The sequence below is a fragment of the Nitratireductor alexandrii genome (genome assembly GCF_004000215.1).
Lineage (GTDB): Bacteria > Pseudomonadota > Alphaproteobacteria > Rhizobiales > Rhizobiaceae > Mangrovimarina > Mangrovimarina alexandrii.
Map to the genome: position 1 here is coordinate 95,245 of NZ_RBVY01000010.1, position 18,363 is coordinate 113,607.

The 18,363-nt window shown below is 67.0% G+C and carries 21 protein-coding genes and 1 pseudogene; all 22 read right to left on the minus strand.

Features of this window, described 5'->3' with window-relative positions:
* Positions 1–12 precede the first annotated feature (12 nt).
* The 22 genes and pseudogenes from EP380_RS20115 to flgF all read right to left on the minus strand — a co-directional run bounded on the left by EP380_RS20115 (position 13) and on the right by flgF (position 18,356).
* A complete protein-coding gene (locus EP380_RS20115) occupies positions 13–570 on the minus strand; it encodes a lytic transglycosylase domain-containing protein (RefSeq protein WP_238719949.1) in 558 nt (185 codons plus the stop codon).
* Positions 515–1,759: a flagellar hook-length control protein FliK gene (gene fliK, locus EP380_RS20120; protein ID WP_127600334.1), complete on the minus strand. Its 1,245-nt coding sequence runs from the start codon at positions 1,757–1,759 to the stop codon at positions 515–517. The genes EP380_RS20115 and fliK overlap by 56 nt, the downstream gene beginning before the upstream one ends.
* Entirely contained in the window at positions 1,756–3,078 is a 1,323-nt protein-coding gene (locus EP380_RS20125; RefSeq protein WP_127600336.1) for a chemotaxis protein MotC, read from the minus strand. Before EP380_RS20125 ends, fliK begins: the two co-directional genes overlap by 4 nt.
* Positions 3,075–4,361, minus strand: a complete 1,287-nt coding sequence (locus EP380_RS20130) for a MotB family protein (RefSeq protein ID WP_127600338.1) — start codon at positions 4,359–4,361, stop codon at positions 3,075–3,077. Before EP380_RS20130 ends, EP380_RS20125 begins: the two co-directional genes overlap by 4 nt.
* On the minus strand, positions 4,358–5,011 hold the full coding sequence (locus EP380_RS20135; RefSeq protein WP_127600340.1) for a valine--tRNA ligase: 654 nt from the start codon (positions 5,009–5,011) through the stop codon (positions 4,358–4,360). The genes EP380_RS20130 and EP380_RS20135 overlap by 4 nt, the downstream gene beginning before the upstream one ends.
* On the minus strand, positions 5,011–6,657 hold the full coding sequence (fliF, locus tag EP380_RS20140; RefSeq protein WP_127600342.1) for a flagellar basal-body MS-ring/collar protein FliF: 1,647 nt from the start codon (positions 6,655–6,657) through the stop codon (positions 5,011–5,013). The genes EP380_RS20135 and fliF overlap by 1 nt, the downstream gene beginning before the upstream one ends.
* 133 nt (positions 6,658–6,790) lie before the next feature.
* Complete coding sequence (locus EP380_RS20145; protein ID WP_127600344.1) at positions 6,791–7,513, minus strand: flagellin; 723 nt, start codon at positions 7,511–7,513, stop codon at positions 6,791–6,793.
* 49 nt (positions 7,514–7,562) lie between these two features.
* Positions 7,563–7,886 (minus strand): annotated as a pseudogene (locus EP380_RS20150) (flagellin N-terminal helical domain-containing protein); the annotation flags it as partial.
* A 191-nt stretch (positions 7,887–8,077) separates the two neighbouring features.
* Positions 8,078–9,043, minus strand: coding sequence for a flagellin N-terminal helical domain-containing protein (locus tag EP380_RS20155; protein WP_106570855.1), 966 nt, complete (start codon positions 9,041–9,043; stop codon positions 8,078–8,080).
* A gap of 271 nt (positions 9,044–9,314) precedes the next feature.
* On the minus strand, positions 9,315–10,052 hold the full coding sequence (fliP, locus tag EP380_RS20160) for a flagellar type III secretion system pore protein FliP (protein WP_106570854.1): 738 nt from the start codon (positions 10,050–10,052) through the stop codon (positions 9,315–9,317).
* Positions 10,049–10,591, minus strand: coding sequence for a flagellar basal body-associated FliL family protein (locus EP380_RS20165; RefSeq protein WP_106570853.1), 543 nt, complete (start codon positions 10,589–10,591; stop codon positions 10,049–10,051). Before EP380_RS20165 ends, fliP begins: the two co-directional genes overlap by 4 nt.
* A gap of 16 nt (positions 10,592–10,607) precedes the next feature.
* A complete protein-coding gene (gene flgH, locus EP380_RS20170; RefSeq protein WP_106570852.1) occupies positions 10,608–11,312 on the minus strand; it encodes a flagellar basal body L-ring protein FlgH in 705 nt (234 codons plus the stop codon).
* The gene (locus EP380_RS20175) at positions 11,309–11,833 is read right to left on the minus strand and encodes a MotE family protein (RefSeq protein ID WP_106570851.1); all 525 of its coding nucleotides are present in this window, start codon (positions 11,831–11,833) and stop codon (positions 11,309–11,311) included. Before EP380_RS20175 ends, flgH begins: the two co-directional genes overlap by 4 nt.
* Before the next feature lie 23 nt (positions 11,834–11,856).
* Positions 11,857–13,053: a flagellar basal body P-ring protein FlgI gene (locus EP380_RS20180; RefSeq protein WP_127600346.1), complete on the minus strand. Its 1,197-nt coding sequence runs from the start codon at positions 13,051–13,053 to the stop codon at positions 11,857–11,859.
* Positions 13,050–13,520, minus strand: coding sequence for a flagellar basal body P-ring formation chaperone FlgA (gene flgA, locus EP380_RS20185; protein WP_106570849.1), 471 nt, complete (start codon positions 13,518–13,520; stop codon positions 13,050–13,052). The genes EP380_RS20180 and flgA overlap by 4 nt, the downstream gene beginning before the upstream one ends.
* A gap of 4 nt (positions 13,521–13,524) precedes the next feature.
* Complete coding sequence (flgG, locus tag EP380_RS20190) at positions 13,525–14,313, minus strand: flagellar basal-body rod protein FlgG (protein ID WP_106570848.1); 789 nt, start codon at positions 14,311–14,313, stop codon at positions 13,525–13,527.
* Positions 14,314–14,322: 9 nt separating this feature from the next.
* Positions 14,323–14,649, minus strand: a complete 327-nt coding sequence (gene fliE / locus EP380_RS23810) for a flagellar hook-basal body complex protein FliE (RefSeq protein WP_106570847.1) — start codon at positions 14,647–14,649, stop codon at positions 14,323–14,325.
* The gene (gene flgC / locus EP380_RS20200) at positions 14,646–15,065 is read right to left on the minus strand and encodes a flagellar basal body rod protein FlgC (protein ID WP_106570964.1); all 420 of its coding nucleotides are present in this window, start codon (positions 15,063–15,065) and stop codon (positions 14,646–14,648) included. The genes fliE and flgC overlap by 4 nt, the downstream gene beginning before the upstream one ends.
* 5 nt (positions 15,066–15,070) lie before the next feature.
* Positions 15,071–15,448 (minus strand): flagellar basal body rod protein FlgB, encoded by a 378-nt coding sequence (gene flgB, locus EP380_RS20205; protein ID WP_106570846.1) that lies wholly within the window; start codon positions 15,446–15,448, stop codon positions 15,071–15,073.
* Between the two features lie 167 nt (positions 15,449–15,615).
* A complete protein-coding gene (locus EP380_RS20210) occupies positions 15,616–16,221 on the minus strand; it encodes a hypothetical protein (protein ID WP_106570845.1) in 606 nt (201 codons plus the stop codon).
* On the minus strand, positions 16,214–17,614 hold the full coding sequence (gene fliI / locus EP380_RS20215) for a flagellar protein export ATPase FliI (RefSeq protein WP_106570844.1): 1,401 nt from the start codon (positions 17,612–17,614) through the stop codon (positions 16,214–16,216). The genes EP380_RS20210 and fliI overlap by 8 nt, the downstream gene beginning before the upstream one ends.
* Before the next feature lie 22 nt (positions 17,615–17,636).
* Complete coding sequence (gene flgF, locus EP380_RS20220) at positions 17,637–18,356, minus strand: flagellar basal-body rod protein FlgF (protein ID WP_106570843.1); 720 nt, start codon at positions 18,354–18,356, stop codon at positions 17,637–17,639.
* Positions 18,357–18,363 lie beyond the last annotated feature (7 nt).

Here is an 18,363-nt window from a genome sequence, read left to right on the forward strand (position 1 = left end):
AGTGTCATGCACTTATTGATTGCAGAATGCGCGTGCGTTTGCGGTCCAGCGGCCGAACCCGGTTGCAACCATGTTTTGGATCACGCGACACACATAGCGCTTTTGCGCGGGGTCGTTGTCGGGACCGGCATGATACCGCGCCACGGCCATCGACCAGCTCGTGTGGCGCTTTTTCAGCCTGGCCAGAAACCGGGCGGCGTAGTCGACATTGCGGCGCGGGTCGAGCATGTCCGCCACGCCGGAGAAGCGGTCGCGATGATAATAATGGTTGATCTGCATGCAGCCGAGATCGATCAGCGTGGCGCCCTCCGATCGCGCCTTGGTGAAGGCACGGATCGCCGTCGCCTTGTCATGGGCGAAGACAGCCCGCCCCTCGATGTTCAGCGCAAAGGGTTGAAGGCTTCCCTTGCGTCCGGTTTCCGTCAGGCCCACAGCATATAGTATGCCGGCGGGCACGCCGTATTTTTCGGCCGCGCGCAGGATCTCGCCCTCGCAGGGGTTCGCCGCCGCCGGTTCAGATGTAAATGCCGCCAGAAGCAGAACCGGAATCGCCAGTGCGCGCATCCGCATTCGAGCCACCTTCTTGCCTGTCGTGCCTTGACTGATCGCCCGTCTGGGAGCGGTTTTCGTTTTGCTCGCGCGCGCCGGGCGAAAATCCTGGCGAGCCGTTGCCGTCGCGTGCCGAAAGGCCGGCCTGCGCCGTCTGGGCGGAGGCGGGCTGCTGGACGATCGACACGTCGTCGACCTTGAAGCCGAGGCCGCGCAAAGAGGTCGTCAGGGCGTCGCGCTCGGCCGAAAGCCGCTGAAACGCCTCGGCATTGTCGACGCTAATTTCTACCGTAAGTTGTTCTCCCTGGGTGCGCAGGCGCGCGTTCACCGTCCCCAGGGATAGCGGCTGAAGCTGAATCGTGAGATCGCGGACCGGCGCCTGCCACTTGACTCCGGGCGTATCCGGGGGGCTGGCGGCGGCGCGCGCAAATTCGCTCATGCCGCGGTCGGCGGCGATCGATTTCGCCAGCGCGGAGACGGTTTCGCCCGGCTGGGCGGGACCGAGGCCGATATGGCTGGTCTCGGCGAGCACCTTGATCTTGATCGGCAGCGGCTCGGCCGGCTCGCCGGCCATCGGTGTCGCGGCCCGGCCGGCCGGGCCGGCTTCCTGCGCGGCCGCGCGCGGCTGGTCGGCGCGCGGCGCGTCCTCTCCGCTCTCGGCCGGCACGGTCTCGCCGACGCGCATTTGCGTGGAAGGCGCCCTGCGGTCGTCGCCGCCCGCGTTTGGCGCAGCCTGTCCGGCGAGGCCCGGACCGCCGGTGCGACGGGGCGCCTCGGCCGTGGCCAAGGGCACTGGCGGCACGATCGCGGCCGGCTCGGCGCCCTCGCCGACCGGTTGGTCTTCGGCCGGTTTTTCCTCGGGCGCGGTCGTGTCGTCCTGGTGCTCGCCGGCGGCGGCCGCGCGCAGGGCAAGGCCCGGATGACGCAGCAGGGCGAACGGACCCTCGACAGGTGCCGGCAAAAGTTCGCGGCGCTGCGCGTCCTCGGCGCGGGCGTTTTCGGCCGGCTGGCGTTTGTCCGCGGCCGTGTCGTCCGGGTCGGCCAAGCGGCGTGCCGCTGGCTCTTCCGGGTCGTTGCCGGGCTTGGGCGCTTTGTTGGGCCCGCGCTGCAGGATGCCGGAAAAGGCGTCGTCCTGCGGCTCCCCGTCGCGGCGCGCGAGACGCGCATTGGCCAGCGGCAGGGCGGCGGCCGGGCCGGAAATTTCTGTCATGGGCGTTCCACCTCTTGTTGTTCTTCCAGCATGCGGTCGATGGCCTCGAGTTTTTCGCGCACCGAGGTGACGAGTTCGGAGCCTTGCCGGTAGGCCTCGTCGTCTTCGCCGGGTGCGGCGGCGGTCTCGGTCGCCGCCGGGCCGGGTTCGTCCGTGGCCGGCACCGTCGGTTCGGCGGTCGGTTCGGGCAGCGGCGCGACGGCGGCCTCGGCGGGCGGCTCGGCCGGGGCCACGAGCCGGGGCGCGGGTCCGGGTGCTTGCGCGTCGGGCGCTGGCCCCGCCGGTGCCGCCGGCGGGGCCAGCATCTCGGCCGCGATCGCGCGCGCGGCCTGGAAAAGACGCCGGTCGCGCGGCGACAAGGCGGCCGGATCGACCTTTTCGAGGGTCGCCACGACATCGCGGGCGTTTTCCGAGGTGATCGAGGCAAGGGCGGCGTAGAGCACCGCGCGCGGGTCTTCCGGCTCGTCGGTCTTGCGGGCCACCTCGCGCGCCCTGGTGGAGGCGAAGGCGGACCGTTCTGTCTGTCCCTTGATGGTGCTGCGGCGCGCCAACCGCAGATAGATCGCCTCCTGCTGGGCGGGGCGCATCAGCGACACGATGCGGTCGATCTCCCGCGTGCCGATGCGGTCATGAAAGGCGACGAGACCCTCGACGAAGGCGTCGGCGAATTCGCTGGCATAGGGCGAGCGCAGGAAGCGGCGCGTATATTGCTCGGCCACCGTCATGAAGCGCTCGGGCTGGTTGAGCGTGATGCAGGCCGGCAGCGAGCGCCGCAGCGCGGCCTCCTCGACCAGCGTGCCGGGCGCGAGCAGCCGCGCCTGGTCCATGAAACCCAGAGCCGTGCCCGGCTGGCTGAGCGCGACGATCGAGCCCTTCACCAGCGCCAGATAGGCGCCAACCTCGGGGTCGAGCGCCATCGGGTCGATATCGGCCAGCGCCTGGGCGGCCTTCGGCAACTGGCCGCGCATATAGGCCAGAACGCCCAGCCCGAGCGCGCGGTCGGTGCCGGCCGGCATGGTGCGCGACAGCACCACGTCGAGCGTGGCCGGATTGCCGCCGCTCATCGCGTAGACCATCAGCGCGGTGAAGTTGCGGCGGTCTTCGAACTCCTTGCGGGTCACGGCCCGGAAGCGCTCGTCGGTGAGCTCGAGCAGCTTGCGCTGCATGGGCAGGGCGGCATGATCGCCGCGTGCCAGACGGTCCTGCACCAGTTGCAGCGACCGGACCACCTTGAACGGCGCCATCGCAGCGCCTTGGGCGATCGCGGTTGCCGGACCTGTCGCGATCAGCGCGCCGAGCAGAACCAGGCGGGCGATCACCCTTTCGTCTCCAGGACGATTTCGATACGCCGGTTGCGGTCGTCGAACGGATCCTCGGGCACCTTGAGCTGGCGGTCGGCATACCCGGTGACTTCGCGAATCCGCCTTTCGTCGAGGCCGCCGCGCACCAGCATGTAATAGGCGGAGTGGGCACGGGCGGTCGAAAGCCGCCAATTGTCGTAATCCTTGCTGCGGAACGGCCTACCGTCGGTGTGGCCGTTGATCGCGATCGCGCCCTTGTGCGTGCTCAGCACCGCGGCGACCTTTTCCATCGCCAGCACCAGGTCGCGGCGCGGAACGGCGGAGCCGATCTCGTACATGCCGTAGTCGAGCTGGTCGGTCAGCGACACCATCACGCCGCGCTCCGTCGGAGTCACCGAAATGCCGTCATAGATCTTCTCGCCGGTGCCGAAGGCCTCGGCCAGTTCCTCGCTGATCGCCTTGGCTTCCGCCAGTGCGGCGGCGTCGGGTTGTTCGGCTTCGGCCTTGGCGTCCTCGGTCTTGTCGCCTTCGTCGGCAGCCGCGCCGGCGGTTTCGCTCTGCGCGCCGGCATCGGGGTTTTCGTCGGGTTTTTTCTCGACGGTGGGCGCGAACGGATCGTCCTCGAATTCCTGGTGGCGGATGCTGGCGCGCGGGTCGGCGCCGTCGGTCGCGGTCTCGACCTGCGGCGTCTCGAACAGATCCGGCTCGCCGGGATCGTCCTGTTCGACCTGCTTGGACCAGAAATCGGGCGCGAACGGATCGCGGTAGGATTCGCCGCCCGAGGCGCCGGTGGCCGCGCCGGCCGTGTCGGAGCCGCCGTCGCCCTTGGCGCTCAGGTTCTGCAGTTCACCGGATTCGGCGGCGATTTCGGCCAACACGGCGTAGGGGTCGGAAAACAGATGCTCGTCCGACGCCGAATCGGTGCTGTCGCCGGCCCTGGCGCTGCGCTCGTCGCCGGTTCCGCTGGCCGAGGGGCCTTCCGACTTGGTGGATTTGTCGGACTCCTCGTCGCTGTCGGACCCCTGTTCCTTCTGCGGTCCGGAGCCGGCGTCGTCGAGGCCGCGCCGGCTCGAATTGCGATCGACCAGCTTGATCGGGTTGAAATAGCTGGCGACCGAGACCTTGGTTTCCTCGTTGGCGGCGTTGATCAGCCACATGACCAGGAAGAAACACATCAAAGCGGTCATGAAGTCGGCGAAGGCGATTTTCCAGACGCCGCCGTGATGGCCGTCGTGATCGTCGCCGCGGGCGTGCTTGACGATGATGATCTCGTGCGGGTGATCGGACTTGTCGGTGGTCATGCCAGCACCTTTGCCGCCGAGACCGACCATTCCGAAAGCCGCGTCTCATAGACACTGCCGTCGAGTGCGACGGAAAGGTCGAGCCCGTTCGATTCGGTGAATTCGAGCAGGCTCGCCTGCTCGCCGAGCGCAGTTTCCAGCGCCTGGTAAAGCGACATCGGTCCATGGACCCGGATCTTGGTCGTTTCGGCGTCGCGCAGGGCGGCGCTGATGATTTCGGCCAGCCGCGCCACGGAGCGTTGTTGCAGATCCTCGGCCAGAACCGGCCCCAGAACGCGCGTCACCACCTCGGCGGTCAGGTCCAGCACCCGCTTTTCGGCGGCCTCGAAACGCTGCCGGATTGCGGTTCCCAATTCCTCGCCGATGCCGGCCTGAAGCGCGGCGACCTCGGCGGCGTGCTTTTCGCGCTCGGCCTCCAGCGCCGCGGCATGGTCGGCCTCCAGCCGCGCGGTGGCGTCGGCCACCGCCTTGTCGACCGCCTTGTCGACCGCCTCGGCGATCAGGGCGTCGACATCCGGCGGGTCCGTTTCGGGCGCGGCCGGCTGCATGACCAGCGGCATGTCGAAGTCCGGCATCGAAGCCTGGAAAGGCGCGGGCTCGTCCCGCTTGCCGAAATCGACCAGCATATCCGCGAGCGACAGGTGCGCCATCAGCCCGCCATCGCCTCGCCGACGCTCTCGCCCTGGGTCCATTTACGCAGGATCGCGGCCGTGCGTTCCTCGTTGAGGTCCACCATCTGCGCGAGCCGTTCCTGAGGCGCGGGCCGCAGCCGCATCTTCAGTTCTTCCATGACGTCGTTTTCGTTCGGCGCCATCTCCGCCAGCGGGTCGGGCAGGGCGATATTGTCGAGCGGCGAACCGATGGAAAGCTGCAGGTCCTCGAAATTCGGTGCTTCGCCGTCCTCTTTCTTGGTCAGCATGCCGGCCAGCGGACGCAGGCCGAACCAGGACACCAGGAAGGCGACGACGATGAAGGCGAGTGCGTTCACCATCGACCCGGTATAGTGCGCGGCGATCTCCAGATAGCCGGGCGCGGCGGCGGCCTCGGCCTCCATGGCGTCGACGAAGGAAAGGGCGGTGACGTTGATCTTGTCGCCGCGTTCCTCGTCAAGGCCGGCGGCGGTCGACACCACCTGCTGGATTTCGGCCACACGGGCCTCGACCATTTCCGGGGTCGCGCCCTCGCCGAGTACGGCGGCCAGCCGCTCGCGATTGACCACCACCGCGATCGAGAGCCGCGAGATCGAATAGCCGTTGCTGACCGTGGCGATGCGCTTGGAATTCAGCTCGTAATTGGTGATTTCCTCCTTGCGCTCGCGCTCTTCGCTCGATTGCGGTGTCGTGGCGCCGCCCGTGTCCTCGTCGGGCAGGTTCTGCTCGACGGATGCCGGCGCGGCGGCGGTGCTTTTGTTGGAATTGTCGTTTTCGCGGATGATCTGTATCGAGCGCTCGACCCGCGAATCGGGATCGAAAATCGTCTCCTCGATCTGGCGGCTGTCGGTGTTGACCACCGCCTTGACGCTGGCGCGGAAATTCTCGTGTCCGAGATAGGGCGACAGCGCGCGGTAGATGTTGTCGGCGATCTGGCTTTCGACCGTCCTTTGGATCGAGATCGACTGATTGAGGGAACTGGTGGTCGGATCCTCGCCGGCGGCCAGCAGAGAACCGTCCGCGTCGAGCACGGTCACGTTGTCGGCGGTCAGGCCGGGCACGGCGGCGGAGACGAGATGGCGGATCGAATTGGCGCTGCGCGTGGCGTCGACGCCGCCGGTGCGGATGACGACCGAGGCCGTCGGCTTCTGCTCGCCGCGGCGGAAATTGGCCTGTTCGGCCATGACGATATGGACGCGCGCCGACTTGATGCCGGCGATCGACTGGATGGTGCGGGCGATCTCGCCTTCGAGGGCGCGCACGCGGGTCACTTCCTGCATGAAGGAGGTCAGGCCCAGCGAGCCGACATTGTCGAACAGTTCGTAGCCGGCGTTGGAGCTGGCCGGCAGTCCCTTTTCGGCCAGGATCATGCGGGCGCGGCCGGCCTGGCCGGACGACACCAGGACCGAAGCCCCCTCTGCGCCGATGTCGTAGGTGACGCCGGCTTCGCCCAGAACCACGCCGATCCGGTTGACGTCGCCACGGTCGAGACCGACATAGAGCGTCTCCATCGCCGGTCGGTTCAGATAGAGCGACGCCACCGTGATGACAGCCATCACCAGGGCGGCCATGCCGCCCATGACGATCAGGCGCTGGGTGCCCAGCGCCTTGAGATTGTCGGCGATTTTCTGGAGTTGTTCAGGCAAAGCGCGTCGTCCCGCAGTGAATGGCCCGGGAAGACTAATGCGCGAAGCTTGCGCGAGAATGAAATCGGGCCGCGCTCGTGACGAGCGCGGCCCGGATCGTTTCAGGTGCGGCGCCGACGCGCCGCTTGGTCGATTAGCGGAACAGCGACAGGATCGACTGCGAGTTCGAATTGGCCATCGACAGGGCCTGGATGCCGAGCTGCTGCTGGACCTGGAGGGCCTGCAGGCGGGTCGATTCCTTGTTCATGTCGGCATCGACGAGCGTACCCACGCCGCGATCGATCGTGTCCATCAGGTTGCCGACGAACTCGGTCTGAAGATCGATGCGCTTCTTGGCGGCGCCGAGATCGGAGGCGGCGGTGGTCATCTTGCTGATCGAGTCGTCGACGCCCTTGATGTAGTTTTCCAGCGTCGTCAGGTCGGCGGCGCTGTTGGTCAGGGCCGAGATGTCCAGCGTGGCGACGGTGAAGCCGCCTGTCGACTGGTCGGCGAGCAGCGCGCCGGTGGCGGCGTCGTAGCGGCCATCGAGAATGCCGGTGCCGGCCGCGGCCGCGTCGGCGCCGGCGTCGAACAGCTTGGTGCTGGACGTGTCGATCGTAATCGTGCCGATCGACACCGAACCGTCGGTGGCGCGGGTGAAGGAGGCGACGACCGACTTGGTCGCGCTGTAGCCGGCGGCGTCGGAATCGACCGACAGCCAGTTCTCGCCCGAGAAGGTCGAGGCGGCCGCGTTCGAGGTCAGCTGACCCTGCAGCGCGGTGATCTCGGCCTGGATCTTGGTGCGGTCGACACCCGGCTCGCGGGCGGCCACCAGCTTGGCCTTGATCTCGTCGACGACGTCGATGGCGGCCGTCATACCGGTATAGGCGGTGTCGACCTTGGCGGCGCCGAGACCGAGCGCGNTGGATCTTGGTGCGGTCGACGCCCGGCTCGCGGGCTGCCACCAGCTTGGCCTTGATCTCGTCGACGACCTCGATCGCCGCTTTCACGCCGGTATAGGCGGTGTCGACCTTGGCGGCGCCGAGACCGAGCGCGTCCTGGACCGTGGACAGGGCCTTGTTGTCGGAGCGCATCGTGGTGGCGATCGACCAATAGGCGGCGTTGTCGCTCGCCTCGCCGACGCGGTAGCCGGTGGAGATGCGGTTCTGGGTGGTTTCGAGAGCCTTGTTGGTGGCCTGGAGGGTCTTGAGCGCGGTCATCGCCGACGCGTTGGTCATGATACTCGACATGGGTGTCCCCTTACAAAACGCAGATACTCGACATACCGGGCTTCACCGGTAAGACGGCTCGGCATCATGCCAATCAAGCGACCCGAAACACGGGCTTTGATCCGTCCTGAAACGACTAACGTCCCGACCCTTTTAAGGCCGGGACATTTTGATTCAGTTAATGGGGTGGAGACGGTCGGTTAACCGTAAGACTAGCCGCGGAACAGCGACATGATCGACTGCGAGTTCTGGTTGGCGATCGACAGGGCCTGGATGCCGAGCTGCTGCTGGACCTGGAGGGCCTGCAGGCGGGTCGATTCCTTGTTCATGTCGGCATCGACAAGCGTACCCACGCCGCGATCGATCGTGTCCATCAGGTCGGAGACGAAAGTTGTCTGCAGGTCGATGCGCTTTTTCACCGCACCGAGATCGGAGGCGGCGGTGGTCATCTTGCTGAGCGCGTCGTCGACGCCCTTGATGTAGTTCTCCAGCGTCGTCAGGTCGGCGGCGCTGTTGGTCAGGGCCGAGATGGTGAGGTCCATCACACGGAAACCGCCTGCCGACTGGTCGGCGAGCAACGCGCCGGTGGCGGCGTCGTAGCGGCCGTCGAGAATGCCGGTGCCGGCCGCGGCCGCGTCGGCGCCGGCGTCGAACAGCTTGATGCTGAGCGTGTCGATCGCGATGGTGGAAACGGTCACGGTTCCGTCGGCGGCGCGATTGAAGGACGACACGACCGACTTGGTCGCATTGTAGTTGGCGGCGTCGGAATCGACCGACAGCCAGTTCTCGCCCGAGAAGGTCGAGGCGGCCGCGTTCGAGGACAGCTGGCCCTGCAGCGCGGTGATCTCGGCCTGGATCTTGGTGCGGTCGACGCCCGGCTCGCGGGCTGCCACCAGCTTGGCCTTGATCTCGTCGACGACCTCGATCGCCGCTTTCACGCCGGTATAGGCGGTGTCGACCTTGGCGGCGCCGAGACCGAGCGCGTCCTGGACCGTGGACAGGGCCTTGTTGTCGGAGCGCATCGTGGTGGCGATCGACCAATAGGCGGCGTTGTCGCTCGCCTCGCCGACGCGGTAGCCGGTGGAGATGCGGGCCTGGGTGGTTTCGAGAGCCTTGTTGGTGGCCTGGAGGGTCTTGAGCGCGGTCATCGCCGACGCGTTGGTCATAATACTCGACATTGGGAACTGTCCCTTACTGACTGTCACAAACTAACGAACAGGGACATACCGGGCTTCACCGGTAAGACGGCTTGGCATCATGCCAGTCGACATCCCTCGGTCAGGTCGCCGATCCATCCTGCTTAACCATGTTGTGATGGAAAAAATTTACCAAACCGATAATTTTCGGTCGGGATTTCAAGAAAATGACTAACGCTTCCTTACCGCGGCCGCGGGCGGGCCCGAGACGGCGGCGCCGGTCTCGAGCGCGGACGGATGCCGTGCGGCGACGTCAGTTGAAGGAGCGGACCAGACTGCCGACGAGCAGGTTCCAGCCGTCGATCAGTACGAAGAACAGGATCTTGAAGGGCAGCGATATGACGGTGGGCGGCAGCATCATCATGCCCATCGCCATCGTGACGGTGGCAACCACGAGGTCGATCACCAGGAACGGCAGCACGATCAGGAAGCCGATCTCGAAGCCGCGCCTGATCTCCGAGATCATGAAGGCCGGCACCAGGACGCGCAGATCGACCTGCTCGCCCTCGACCACGTTCTGGCCGCGTTCCCGGGCGAGGTCGGCGAACAGGTTGAAATCGGCGTCGCGGACATTGGCCAGCATGAAGTCGCGGAACGGATCGGCGATGCGCTGCATGGCCTCGGTCTCGTCGATCTGGTTGTTGACCAGCGGGCGCACGCCGTTATTCCAGGCGCTGTCGAAAGTCGGGGTCATGACGTAGAAGGTCATGAACAGGGCGAGGCTGATCAGGATGATGTTGGCCGGCGTGGTCTGCAGGCCGATGCCGGCGCGCAGAATGGCGAACACGATCACGAAGCGGGTGAAGCTGGTGACCATGATCAACAGCCCGGGCGCCACCGAAAGCACGGTCAAAAGCCCGAAAATCTGGATGATGTAGCCGATCGTGGCACCGTCGGCCTGACCCGCGATCTGGCCGAGATCGAGTTGCTGGGCGTGTGCGGCCCCGGTCAGCGCGAGCAGGGCGGTTGCGGTGGCGAGTAGCGTTCTCATTCGAACAAAAGGGTCCTGATCACCAGTTCGCGCGCCAGGCCGTTGCTGCGAATGCGGGCGCGTTCTTCAAGATCGGTCTTGAGATGCTGGAAGCCGCTTGCGCCCTGGACCTGCTGGAGGGTGACGGTGCGCATATAGGCGAGAATGTCCTGGTGGATGCTGCGGACCAGTTCGGGATCGGGCGTGGCGGCAAACACCATCGACAGTTCCATGCGCACCCAGATGTCGGCCGGCGCGCTCAAATTGGTGGTGATGGGCTCCAGCGGCACCAGGCGCGGGACGGGCCTCGCCTCGCCGTCGGCCTCCTGTTCGTCCTCGCCGCCATGGGCCTCGTCCGGCGTCTCCGGCACCACCGGTTCGACCGAGACTTTCTGGGTCGCGGGCTCGGCCTCGGACCCGGTCTTGAGATACATGCCGGCAACCCAGCCGCCACCGACCGCCAGCAGGGTCAGCACCGCCATCACGCCGAGCTGGACGATCAGCGAGGGGCCCTTCTTGGCTTCGGCTTCGGCCTGGTCTTCGACGTTGGCGAGCGACATTGCCCCTTGTTAATCCTCAGAACGGAGAGATCAGATCCAGGATCTGATGGCCATAGGGAGGCTGCTGGACCTCGGTCAGCCGGCCGCGGCCGCCGTAGGAAATCCGCGCCTCGGCGATGCGCTCGTAGGGGATGGTGTTGCTCGCGCTGATGTCGGCGGGCCGCACGATGCCGGCGATGGTGAGGATGCGCAGCTCGGCGTTGACGCGCACCTCCTGGGAGCCCCGGATCATCAGATTGCCGTTGGGAAACACTTCGGTGACGACGGCGGCGACCGACAGGCGGATGTTTTCCGAGCGCGCCGTCGCCCCGGAGCCGGCGGCCGTCGAACGCGAATTGATGTCGAGATCGGCGGACGCGGATTTGCCGACGCCCTCCGCCTCGAAGCCGCCGGACAGGCCCAGCGTGCGGTTGGTGGTGCGGCTGCGGTCGGATTCGTTGTTGAGGATCGCCTTGTCGTTGATCGAGATGAACACGGTCAGGATATCGCCGACCACCAGGGCGCGCGCGTCTTCGTAAAGCTGGCTCTGGCGGTCGTCCCACAAGGAGAAGCGCTTGACCGGCGCGGCCGGCGCTTCGGGATAGGCCTGCACGGAGCCGGCCGCCGGGTCGAGACCCGAGCCGACCGGAGACAGGCTCGGGGCGCGGCCGATTTCGTTCAGCTCCCCGGCGCAGCCGGCCAGAAAGAGCCCCGTCGCCAGGATCGGCAGGCTGCGTTTCATGTCGGATCCTCGGCTTTGGCGACATCGGCGATGATGCCGGTGAGTTTCGCGGCCGCCTGCACGTCCATCTCGTTGAGGATGCCGCCGGCCTGGCGGCCCTTGAGCTTCAGGATGATCGCGGCGGCGAGCATGGCGTCCATCTTTTCCAGCCGCGCGGCGGCCGCGTCGGGGCGCATACGGGCATAGATGCCGACAATGCTGTCCTCGGCGCTGTTGATGACCTCGTCGCGCTTCTTCAGCCACGCCTCGTATTCGCTGCGCTTGGCTTCCAGCGCGACGATGCGCTCGTCGATCTCGGAGCGCAGTTTTTCAAGCTCCTGGGCCTGCACGGCGTAGCGGCGGTCGCGGGCGGCGTCGATGATGTTGGCGCAGAATTCGCGCACCTCGTCGGTCAGGCGGGACGGGACCTTGCGCGCCTGGGCGAAGGAATCGGAGACGGCAAAGGCGCCCGCGCCGAAACACAGCGCGGCGAGCGCGCCGATCGCCAACGCCCTGGGAAGGGCGCGTTTCGCGGTTCGCATCCTTGTCGCCACCTTTCCGTCTCCTATTGCAGAACCAGCTCGGCCTGCAGCGCGCCGGCCGATTTGATGCCCTGCAGGATCGCGATGATGCCGTCCGGCTTGACGCCGATACGGTTGAGGCCGCCCACCAGCGTCTGCAGGTCGGGGCCGTCGAGCAGCGCGACGCGCGCATCGTCCTGCTGGGCGTCGATGATCGTGGAAGGCTCCTCGGCGGTTTCGCCGCGCGAGAACGGCGCCGGCTGGACGATTTTCGGCTGCTCGGTGATGCGCACGGTCAAGGCGCCATAACTGACGGCGACCTGCGATATCTTCACGTCCTGGCCGATCACGATCGTGCCGGTGCGCTCGTCGATGACCACGCGGGCCGGGGTGTCGGTCCGGATGATCAGGTTCTCGATCTCGGCGACAAAACGCGCGGCCGAGATGCCGCCCGGCCGGGTGATCAGGATCGTGCGCCCGTCCTGTTCGCTCGCCAGGCGCTTGCCGAAGCGGCTGGTGGTGTAGCGATTGATCTCGTCCGTGATCCTGACGGCGGTCGAAAAGTCGGGATTGCGCAACTGCATCGTCAACACGCTGTCGTCGTTGAAGCGGGCGGCGACCTGGCGTTCGACGATGGCCCCGTTGGGGATGCGGCCGGACGTCGGCACACCCTTGGTCAGGGTTTCGGCCTCGCCCTGGGCGGTGAAGCCGGAGACGAAGACGGGCCCCTGGGCGACGGCGTAGATCTCGCCGTCGGGGGCGCGCAGCGGCGTCATGACCAGGGTGCCGCCGGCGAGCGAGGTCGCGTCGCCGAGCGAGGACACGTTGATGTCGATGCGCGATCCCGATTGCACGAAAGCCGGCAGGTTGGCGGTGACGATCACGGCGGCGACGTTCTTGGCCCGTGCGCGCCCGTCCTCCATGGCGATGCCGAGATTGCGCAGCATGGCGCGGATCGATTGCTCGGTGAACGGCGAATTGCGCAGCCCGTCGCCGGTGCCCTGCAGGCCGATCACGAGGCCGTAGCCGATCAGCTGGTTGTCGCGCGCGGTCTGCAGCGTGGCGATATCCTTGATGCGCGATGCCGGCCCGGTGGGGGCGGGCAGGTTGGACGCCTGGCCGCTGGCGGAGACCCGCACGGCCTGCACGCCGTCATACCCGTCATTGAGCTCGCCGCCGGAACTGGCCGGCGCTGCCAGGGTGAGGCCGAAACACAGGGCCAGGGCGAGGCGCTTGATCATATCGCGCCGACCCGGATCGATCCGTCCGCCATCACGATGCCGGTGAACACCGCGCCGGAATCGGCGTTCCTGACTTTGACCATGTCGCCGATCGCGCCCGGCTGGAGCGGGATGCCGATGGTGGAGATCTGAAGTCCGCCATGGACATAGCTGACGGCGACCGGCGCGCCGGCCTCAACCATATAGGCCTCGCGCAGGGCGTTGATCGGGATCAGCTTGCCCGGCAGGAGGGTCCGCTTGGCGACCTTGCCGGTGACTTGGTCGGCATATTGCGCGATCGAGGTCAGAATGCGGTTGTTGCCGCGCCTGAGCTTGACTTCGCTCAGAGCCCCGGCGTCGACGGTCTCGCCGGGATAGATGACGCGCTTCGCCACCACCGCCATCTCCTGCGCGACGGCCGCCCCGGCGAAGGCGGCGAGCGTCAGGGCGGCGCCGAGGACGAGTGAGGACAGGCGAAGCCGCAACATCGATCTACCGGATGCTCTGGGTGACGACGGACGCCATCTCGTCGGCCGCCTTGATAACCTTGGAGTTCATTTCGTAAGCGCGCTGGGCCGAGATCAGCTCGGTGATCTCCTTGACCGGATCGACGTTGGAATTCTCGAGATAACCCTGCTCGATGGCGGCATAACCGGGGTCTCCCGGCACGCCGACATTGGCCGCGCCGGAGGCGGCGGTCTCTTGGAAGAGATTGTCGCCGAGCGGGGCGAGGCCGGCCTCGTTGGGGAAGGTGGCAAGCGTGATCTGGCCGAGATCCTGCAGGTCGACCTGGCCGTCCAGACGGGCGAAGACCTGACCCGACTTGTTGACGATCACCTCGACCGTCTCGGCCGGGAAGACGATGTCGGGCACGACGCGGAACCCGTCCACGGTGACCAGTTCGCCATTGGCGTTGGTGTTGAAGGCGCCGGCGCGGGTGTAGAGCGTCTGCCCGTCCGCGCCCTCGATCTGAAACCAGCCGGGGCCGGTGAGCGCCAGGTCGAATTTGTTGCCGGTGCTGTCGAGAGCGCCCTGCATATGCACGTTTCTCACCGCCGACGCCTTGACGCCGAGGCCGATGCTGGCGCCTTCCGGCACGATGCTCTGGTCGGCCCGGTTCGGCACGCCCTGCAGCCGCTCGACCTGGTAGAGAAGGTCGGAGAACTCGGCGCGCGCGCGCTTGAAGCCGGTCGTGTTGATGTTGGCGATGTTGTTGGCGATCACTTCCAGGTTGAGCTGCTGGGCGTTCATGCCGGTGGCGGCAATGGCTAGGGCTTTCATCGCTGTTCCTCAGATCGCCATGCGGCTGATTTCGAGATAGGCGGTCACGATCTTGTCGCGGATCGCGATCGCGGCTTGCAGGGTCTGCTCGGCGCTCATCACGGCGTCGACGACGTCGCGCGCCTGGATGTCGCCGCCTTTCAAGGCATGCATGGACGCGCTCTCGGCGCGCTCCAGCGTGGCGACCGACTGGCTGGCCGCCGCCTCCAGCGCCGCTTCGAACGAGGTCGGCGCGATCGCGGGGGCTACGGGCGGGGCGACCGTCCCGGCGCCGGCCAGGCCGTTGCCCAGAGACGTCTGGTTGAGGCGGTCGACAAGTCCCAGTCCGGCGATCATGTTTGCGACCTCAACAAATCGATGGTCATGGAGATCAGCTGGCGCGCCTGCTTGATCACCTGAAGGTTGGCCTCGTAGGAGCGATTGGCCTCGCGCATGTCGGCCATCTCGATGATCGGATTGACGTTGGGCATCTTCACGAAGCCGCCATCGTCGGCGGCCTGGTGGCTTGGCAGATATTCGACCGGGAATTCGCTGCGGTCGAGATCGACCGACTGAACGCGTACGAAGGAGCCGCCATTGTCGCGGTCGAGCGCGGTGGCGAAGGTCACAGTCTTGCGCTGATATGGATCGGCGCCCGGTGTGTTGCCGGTCGACTGGGCGTTGGCCAGGTTCTCGGAGACGACGCGCAGGCGTTCGGACTGCACGCCGAGACCCGAGGCGGCGATCTTGAGGGCGGCGGAAAGCGGATCGATCGCCATCAGCCCCTCGTCGCCATCATCATCATGCGGTGAAAGGATTTCACGATCGCCGTGTTCAGTTCGAAGGCGTGGCGAACCTCGCCGGCTTTCACCAGCTCCTGCTCGACGGTGACCGAATTGCCGGAGGGCGACGTGGTTTCGATCGCGTCCTGACGCACGTTGAAGGTTTCGCGGCCGGCGCCGAGCGGAATGTGGCCGGCCCGGGTCGGCGCGAAGGCGAGCTTGGCGCTGTCGAGGACCTGCTCGAACGGCACGACGTCGATCGCCTGGTAGCCGGGCGTGTTGATGTTGGCGATGTTGCCCGCCACGGCCGACTGACGCACGGACAGCCAGCGCGCCTGCTGCGCGGCGAGATCGAACAGACTTACCGGTTGCATGATCTTTCCCTCGGTCAGGGTCAGATTAGAAACACAGTCTTGCGCGGACCTTGCGTGGCCGCGCCGCCGTTCGTCTTGAGAGGTCTCGTCGAAGGCCGCATGCGGGATCGCCGGTCGCTGCCGGCCGTTTTCCGGGTCGGGACGGTGGCGCCCCGAACGGCCCGGCCCTAGGGCGTCATTTCGATCACGTCGTCGTTGCTGGTGCGCAGGATCCAGGCTCCGGAGCGTTTTTCGATTGCCATGACCCGCGAATTGTCCGGCAGGATCGAGCCGCGCTCGACCACCCAGAAACCGTTCGCGTCCTGGATCATGGCCCGCCCCTTGGCGACGTGGACCAGCGCGTAGGCGGGCTTGCGAGCCGGAAAGGGCTGCACGCTTCCCGTGGTGTCGGGCGCTGTCCTGTCCGGCAGGACCGTGCCGGTCGGAGCGAAATCCAGTGGCAGTTCGGCGATCTCTTCCTGCGTGAGGCGCTGCGGCGCCCAATTGACCCGCGGCGTGTAGAATGGGCCGGACAGGTCGGATTCGATCTCCGTGCCGTCGAAATCGACGACACGCACCCCGAACTGTTCCTGATGGAAAAAAACATACCAGGGGAAGGTGAAGCTTGCCGCGCCGATGCCGAGCCCGAGGCCGGCGAGGATGGCGTCGGACAGGCTGTAGCGTCCCTTGCGCCGGGGACGGACGCCCGTGGGCCCGGGGGTCGACGGCGTGCCGGCGAGGGCGGGTTCGTGCCGCTTGCCGCGTTTTTGGCCGAAGATACGCCAGTTAGCCATCCGTTGCCTCCTGAGCCTTGAGATGCCGGGCCAGTTCGGCGAAGGGATCGGGGATCGCGCCGTCTTGCGGCGATTGCATCAGCGCCTGATAGATCGCGGGGACCTGGCGTACCGCATTGTCGAGTTCGCCATCGCCGCCCGGCTTGTAGGCGCCGAGAATGCGGATGTCGCGCGTTTCCTCGAAACGGGAGACCATCGCCTTGAGCCGCGTCACCAGCGTGCGCTCGCCATCGCTCCAGGCGCGGTTGGCCAGCCGCGACACCGACGCCAGCGGGTCGACGGCGGGGTAGCGGCCCTGTTCGGCGATCGCGCGGTCGAGCACGACGTGGCCGTCGAGGATGCCGCGAACCGAATCGGCCACAGGGTCGTTGTGGTCGTCGCCGTCGACCAGGACCGAGATGATCGCGGTGATCGAGCCGGTGCCTTCGCTGCCGGGACCGGCGCGCTCGAGCAGTTTCGGCAGATCTGTGAAGACGGAGGCCGGATAGCCGCGCGCGACCGGCGGCTCGCCGGCGCCGATCGCGACCTCGCGCAGGGCGTGCGCGAACCGGGTCACCGAATCCAGGATCAGAAGCACCTTGTCGCCGCGATCGCGGAAATATTCGGCCACCGACATCGCGGTACCGGAGGCGCGCTTGCGCATCATCGCGCTTTCGTCGCTGGTCGCCACCACCGCGACGGTCTTTTTCATGCTTTCGGTGCCGATCGTGTCTTCGAGAAACTCGCGCACCTCGCGGCCGCGCTCGCCGACCAGCGCGATGACGACCGTATCGAAGGCCTCGGCGGCGGCGAGCATGGCAAGCAGCGTCGACTTGCCGACGCCGGAGCCGGCGAACACGCCCATGCGCTGGCCGAAACATAGCGGCGTGAAGATGTCGATCACCTTCACGCCGGTGCGGAACGAGGCGTCGACCCGCTGCCGGGACAGGGCCGGCGGGGTCACGGATGTCGCCGGATTGGCGGTGTCGGGCACCAGCGGCGCGCCGCCGTCGACGGGGCGTGCGAGCGCGTCGACCACCCGTCCCTTCCAAGAGATGTCCGGGCGGATGCGGAACGGGCCGCGCAGAAAGACCGGGTCGGAAATGCCGGCGTCGAAGGTGGTCTCGAACGGTGCGACGAGCACGCTTTCGGCGCTGATCTGCACCACTTCCCCGGTTTTCGGTCCGTGGCGGCCGCGATGTTCGACGATGTCGCCCAGCCTGGCCGCCGCCGACAGTCCGCCGACCCTGTAATGGGTGGCGGAGACTTCGCGCACGTGGCCGCCGCGGCGCACGAGCGCCTCGTCCTCGACCAGGCCACGGTGGAGGCGCCCCAGGGCCTCCAGAGCGTCGAGCCCCTTGCCGCCGGCGTCCGGGGCCGGGGCGGGCGCCGACGAGGCGGCGTATTCCTGCAATGGTCCGCTCGGTTCCACGGCGCTAGCCGCCGAGCGCCTTGACGGCGCCGTCGAGCGACTTGTCGCTCTCGCGGATCGCGGCGGCGGCGTTCTCGAAGGCGCGCTGGACCATGATCAGCCGGGTCATTTCCTTGACCGGATTGACGTTGGACTCCTCGACGAAGCCCTGCATCACACCGACCTCGAGATTGTCGACCACCGCCTCGGGCGGGGTCGCCGGGATGACGCCGGAATTGCCGTAGCGCGCGAATTCCGCGCCGGGGGTGAACGTGAACAGGCCGATCGCGCCGACCGGTTGGCCGTTCTGGCGCAGCATGCCGTCGCTGCCGGCGGTCGGGGCGCCCTCGAACGGATCGAGCTGGATCGGCGCGCCGCCGGCGTCCAGAACGGGGTAACCTTCGGTCGAGACCAGTTCGCCGGTTTCCAGCATGGTGAAGCGGCCGTCGCGTGTCATCACCGGGCCGACGGGCGTGTCGATGGCGAACCAAGCCTCGCCGCGCACGGCGAAATCGAGCGGATTGCCGGTCTGCTTGAGCGGGCCGGACGTGGCCGACAGGAAGGTCGAGCCCGGCGAGACATAAGCGACCGAATCCGAGCCGGATTGCGACACCACGTCCTCGAATTTCACTTCCGTCGCCCGGAAGCCGACCGTGTTGGCATTGGCGACGTTGTCGGCGATCGTTCGCAGCCGCTTTTCGAGCGCGACCTGGGAGGAAAGGGCGACATAAAGACCGGTCTGCACGGGCGCG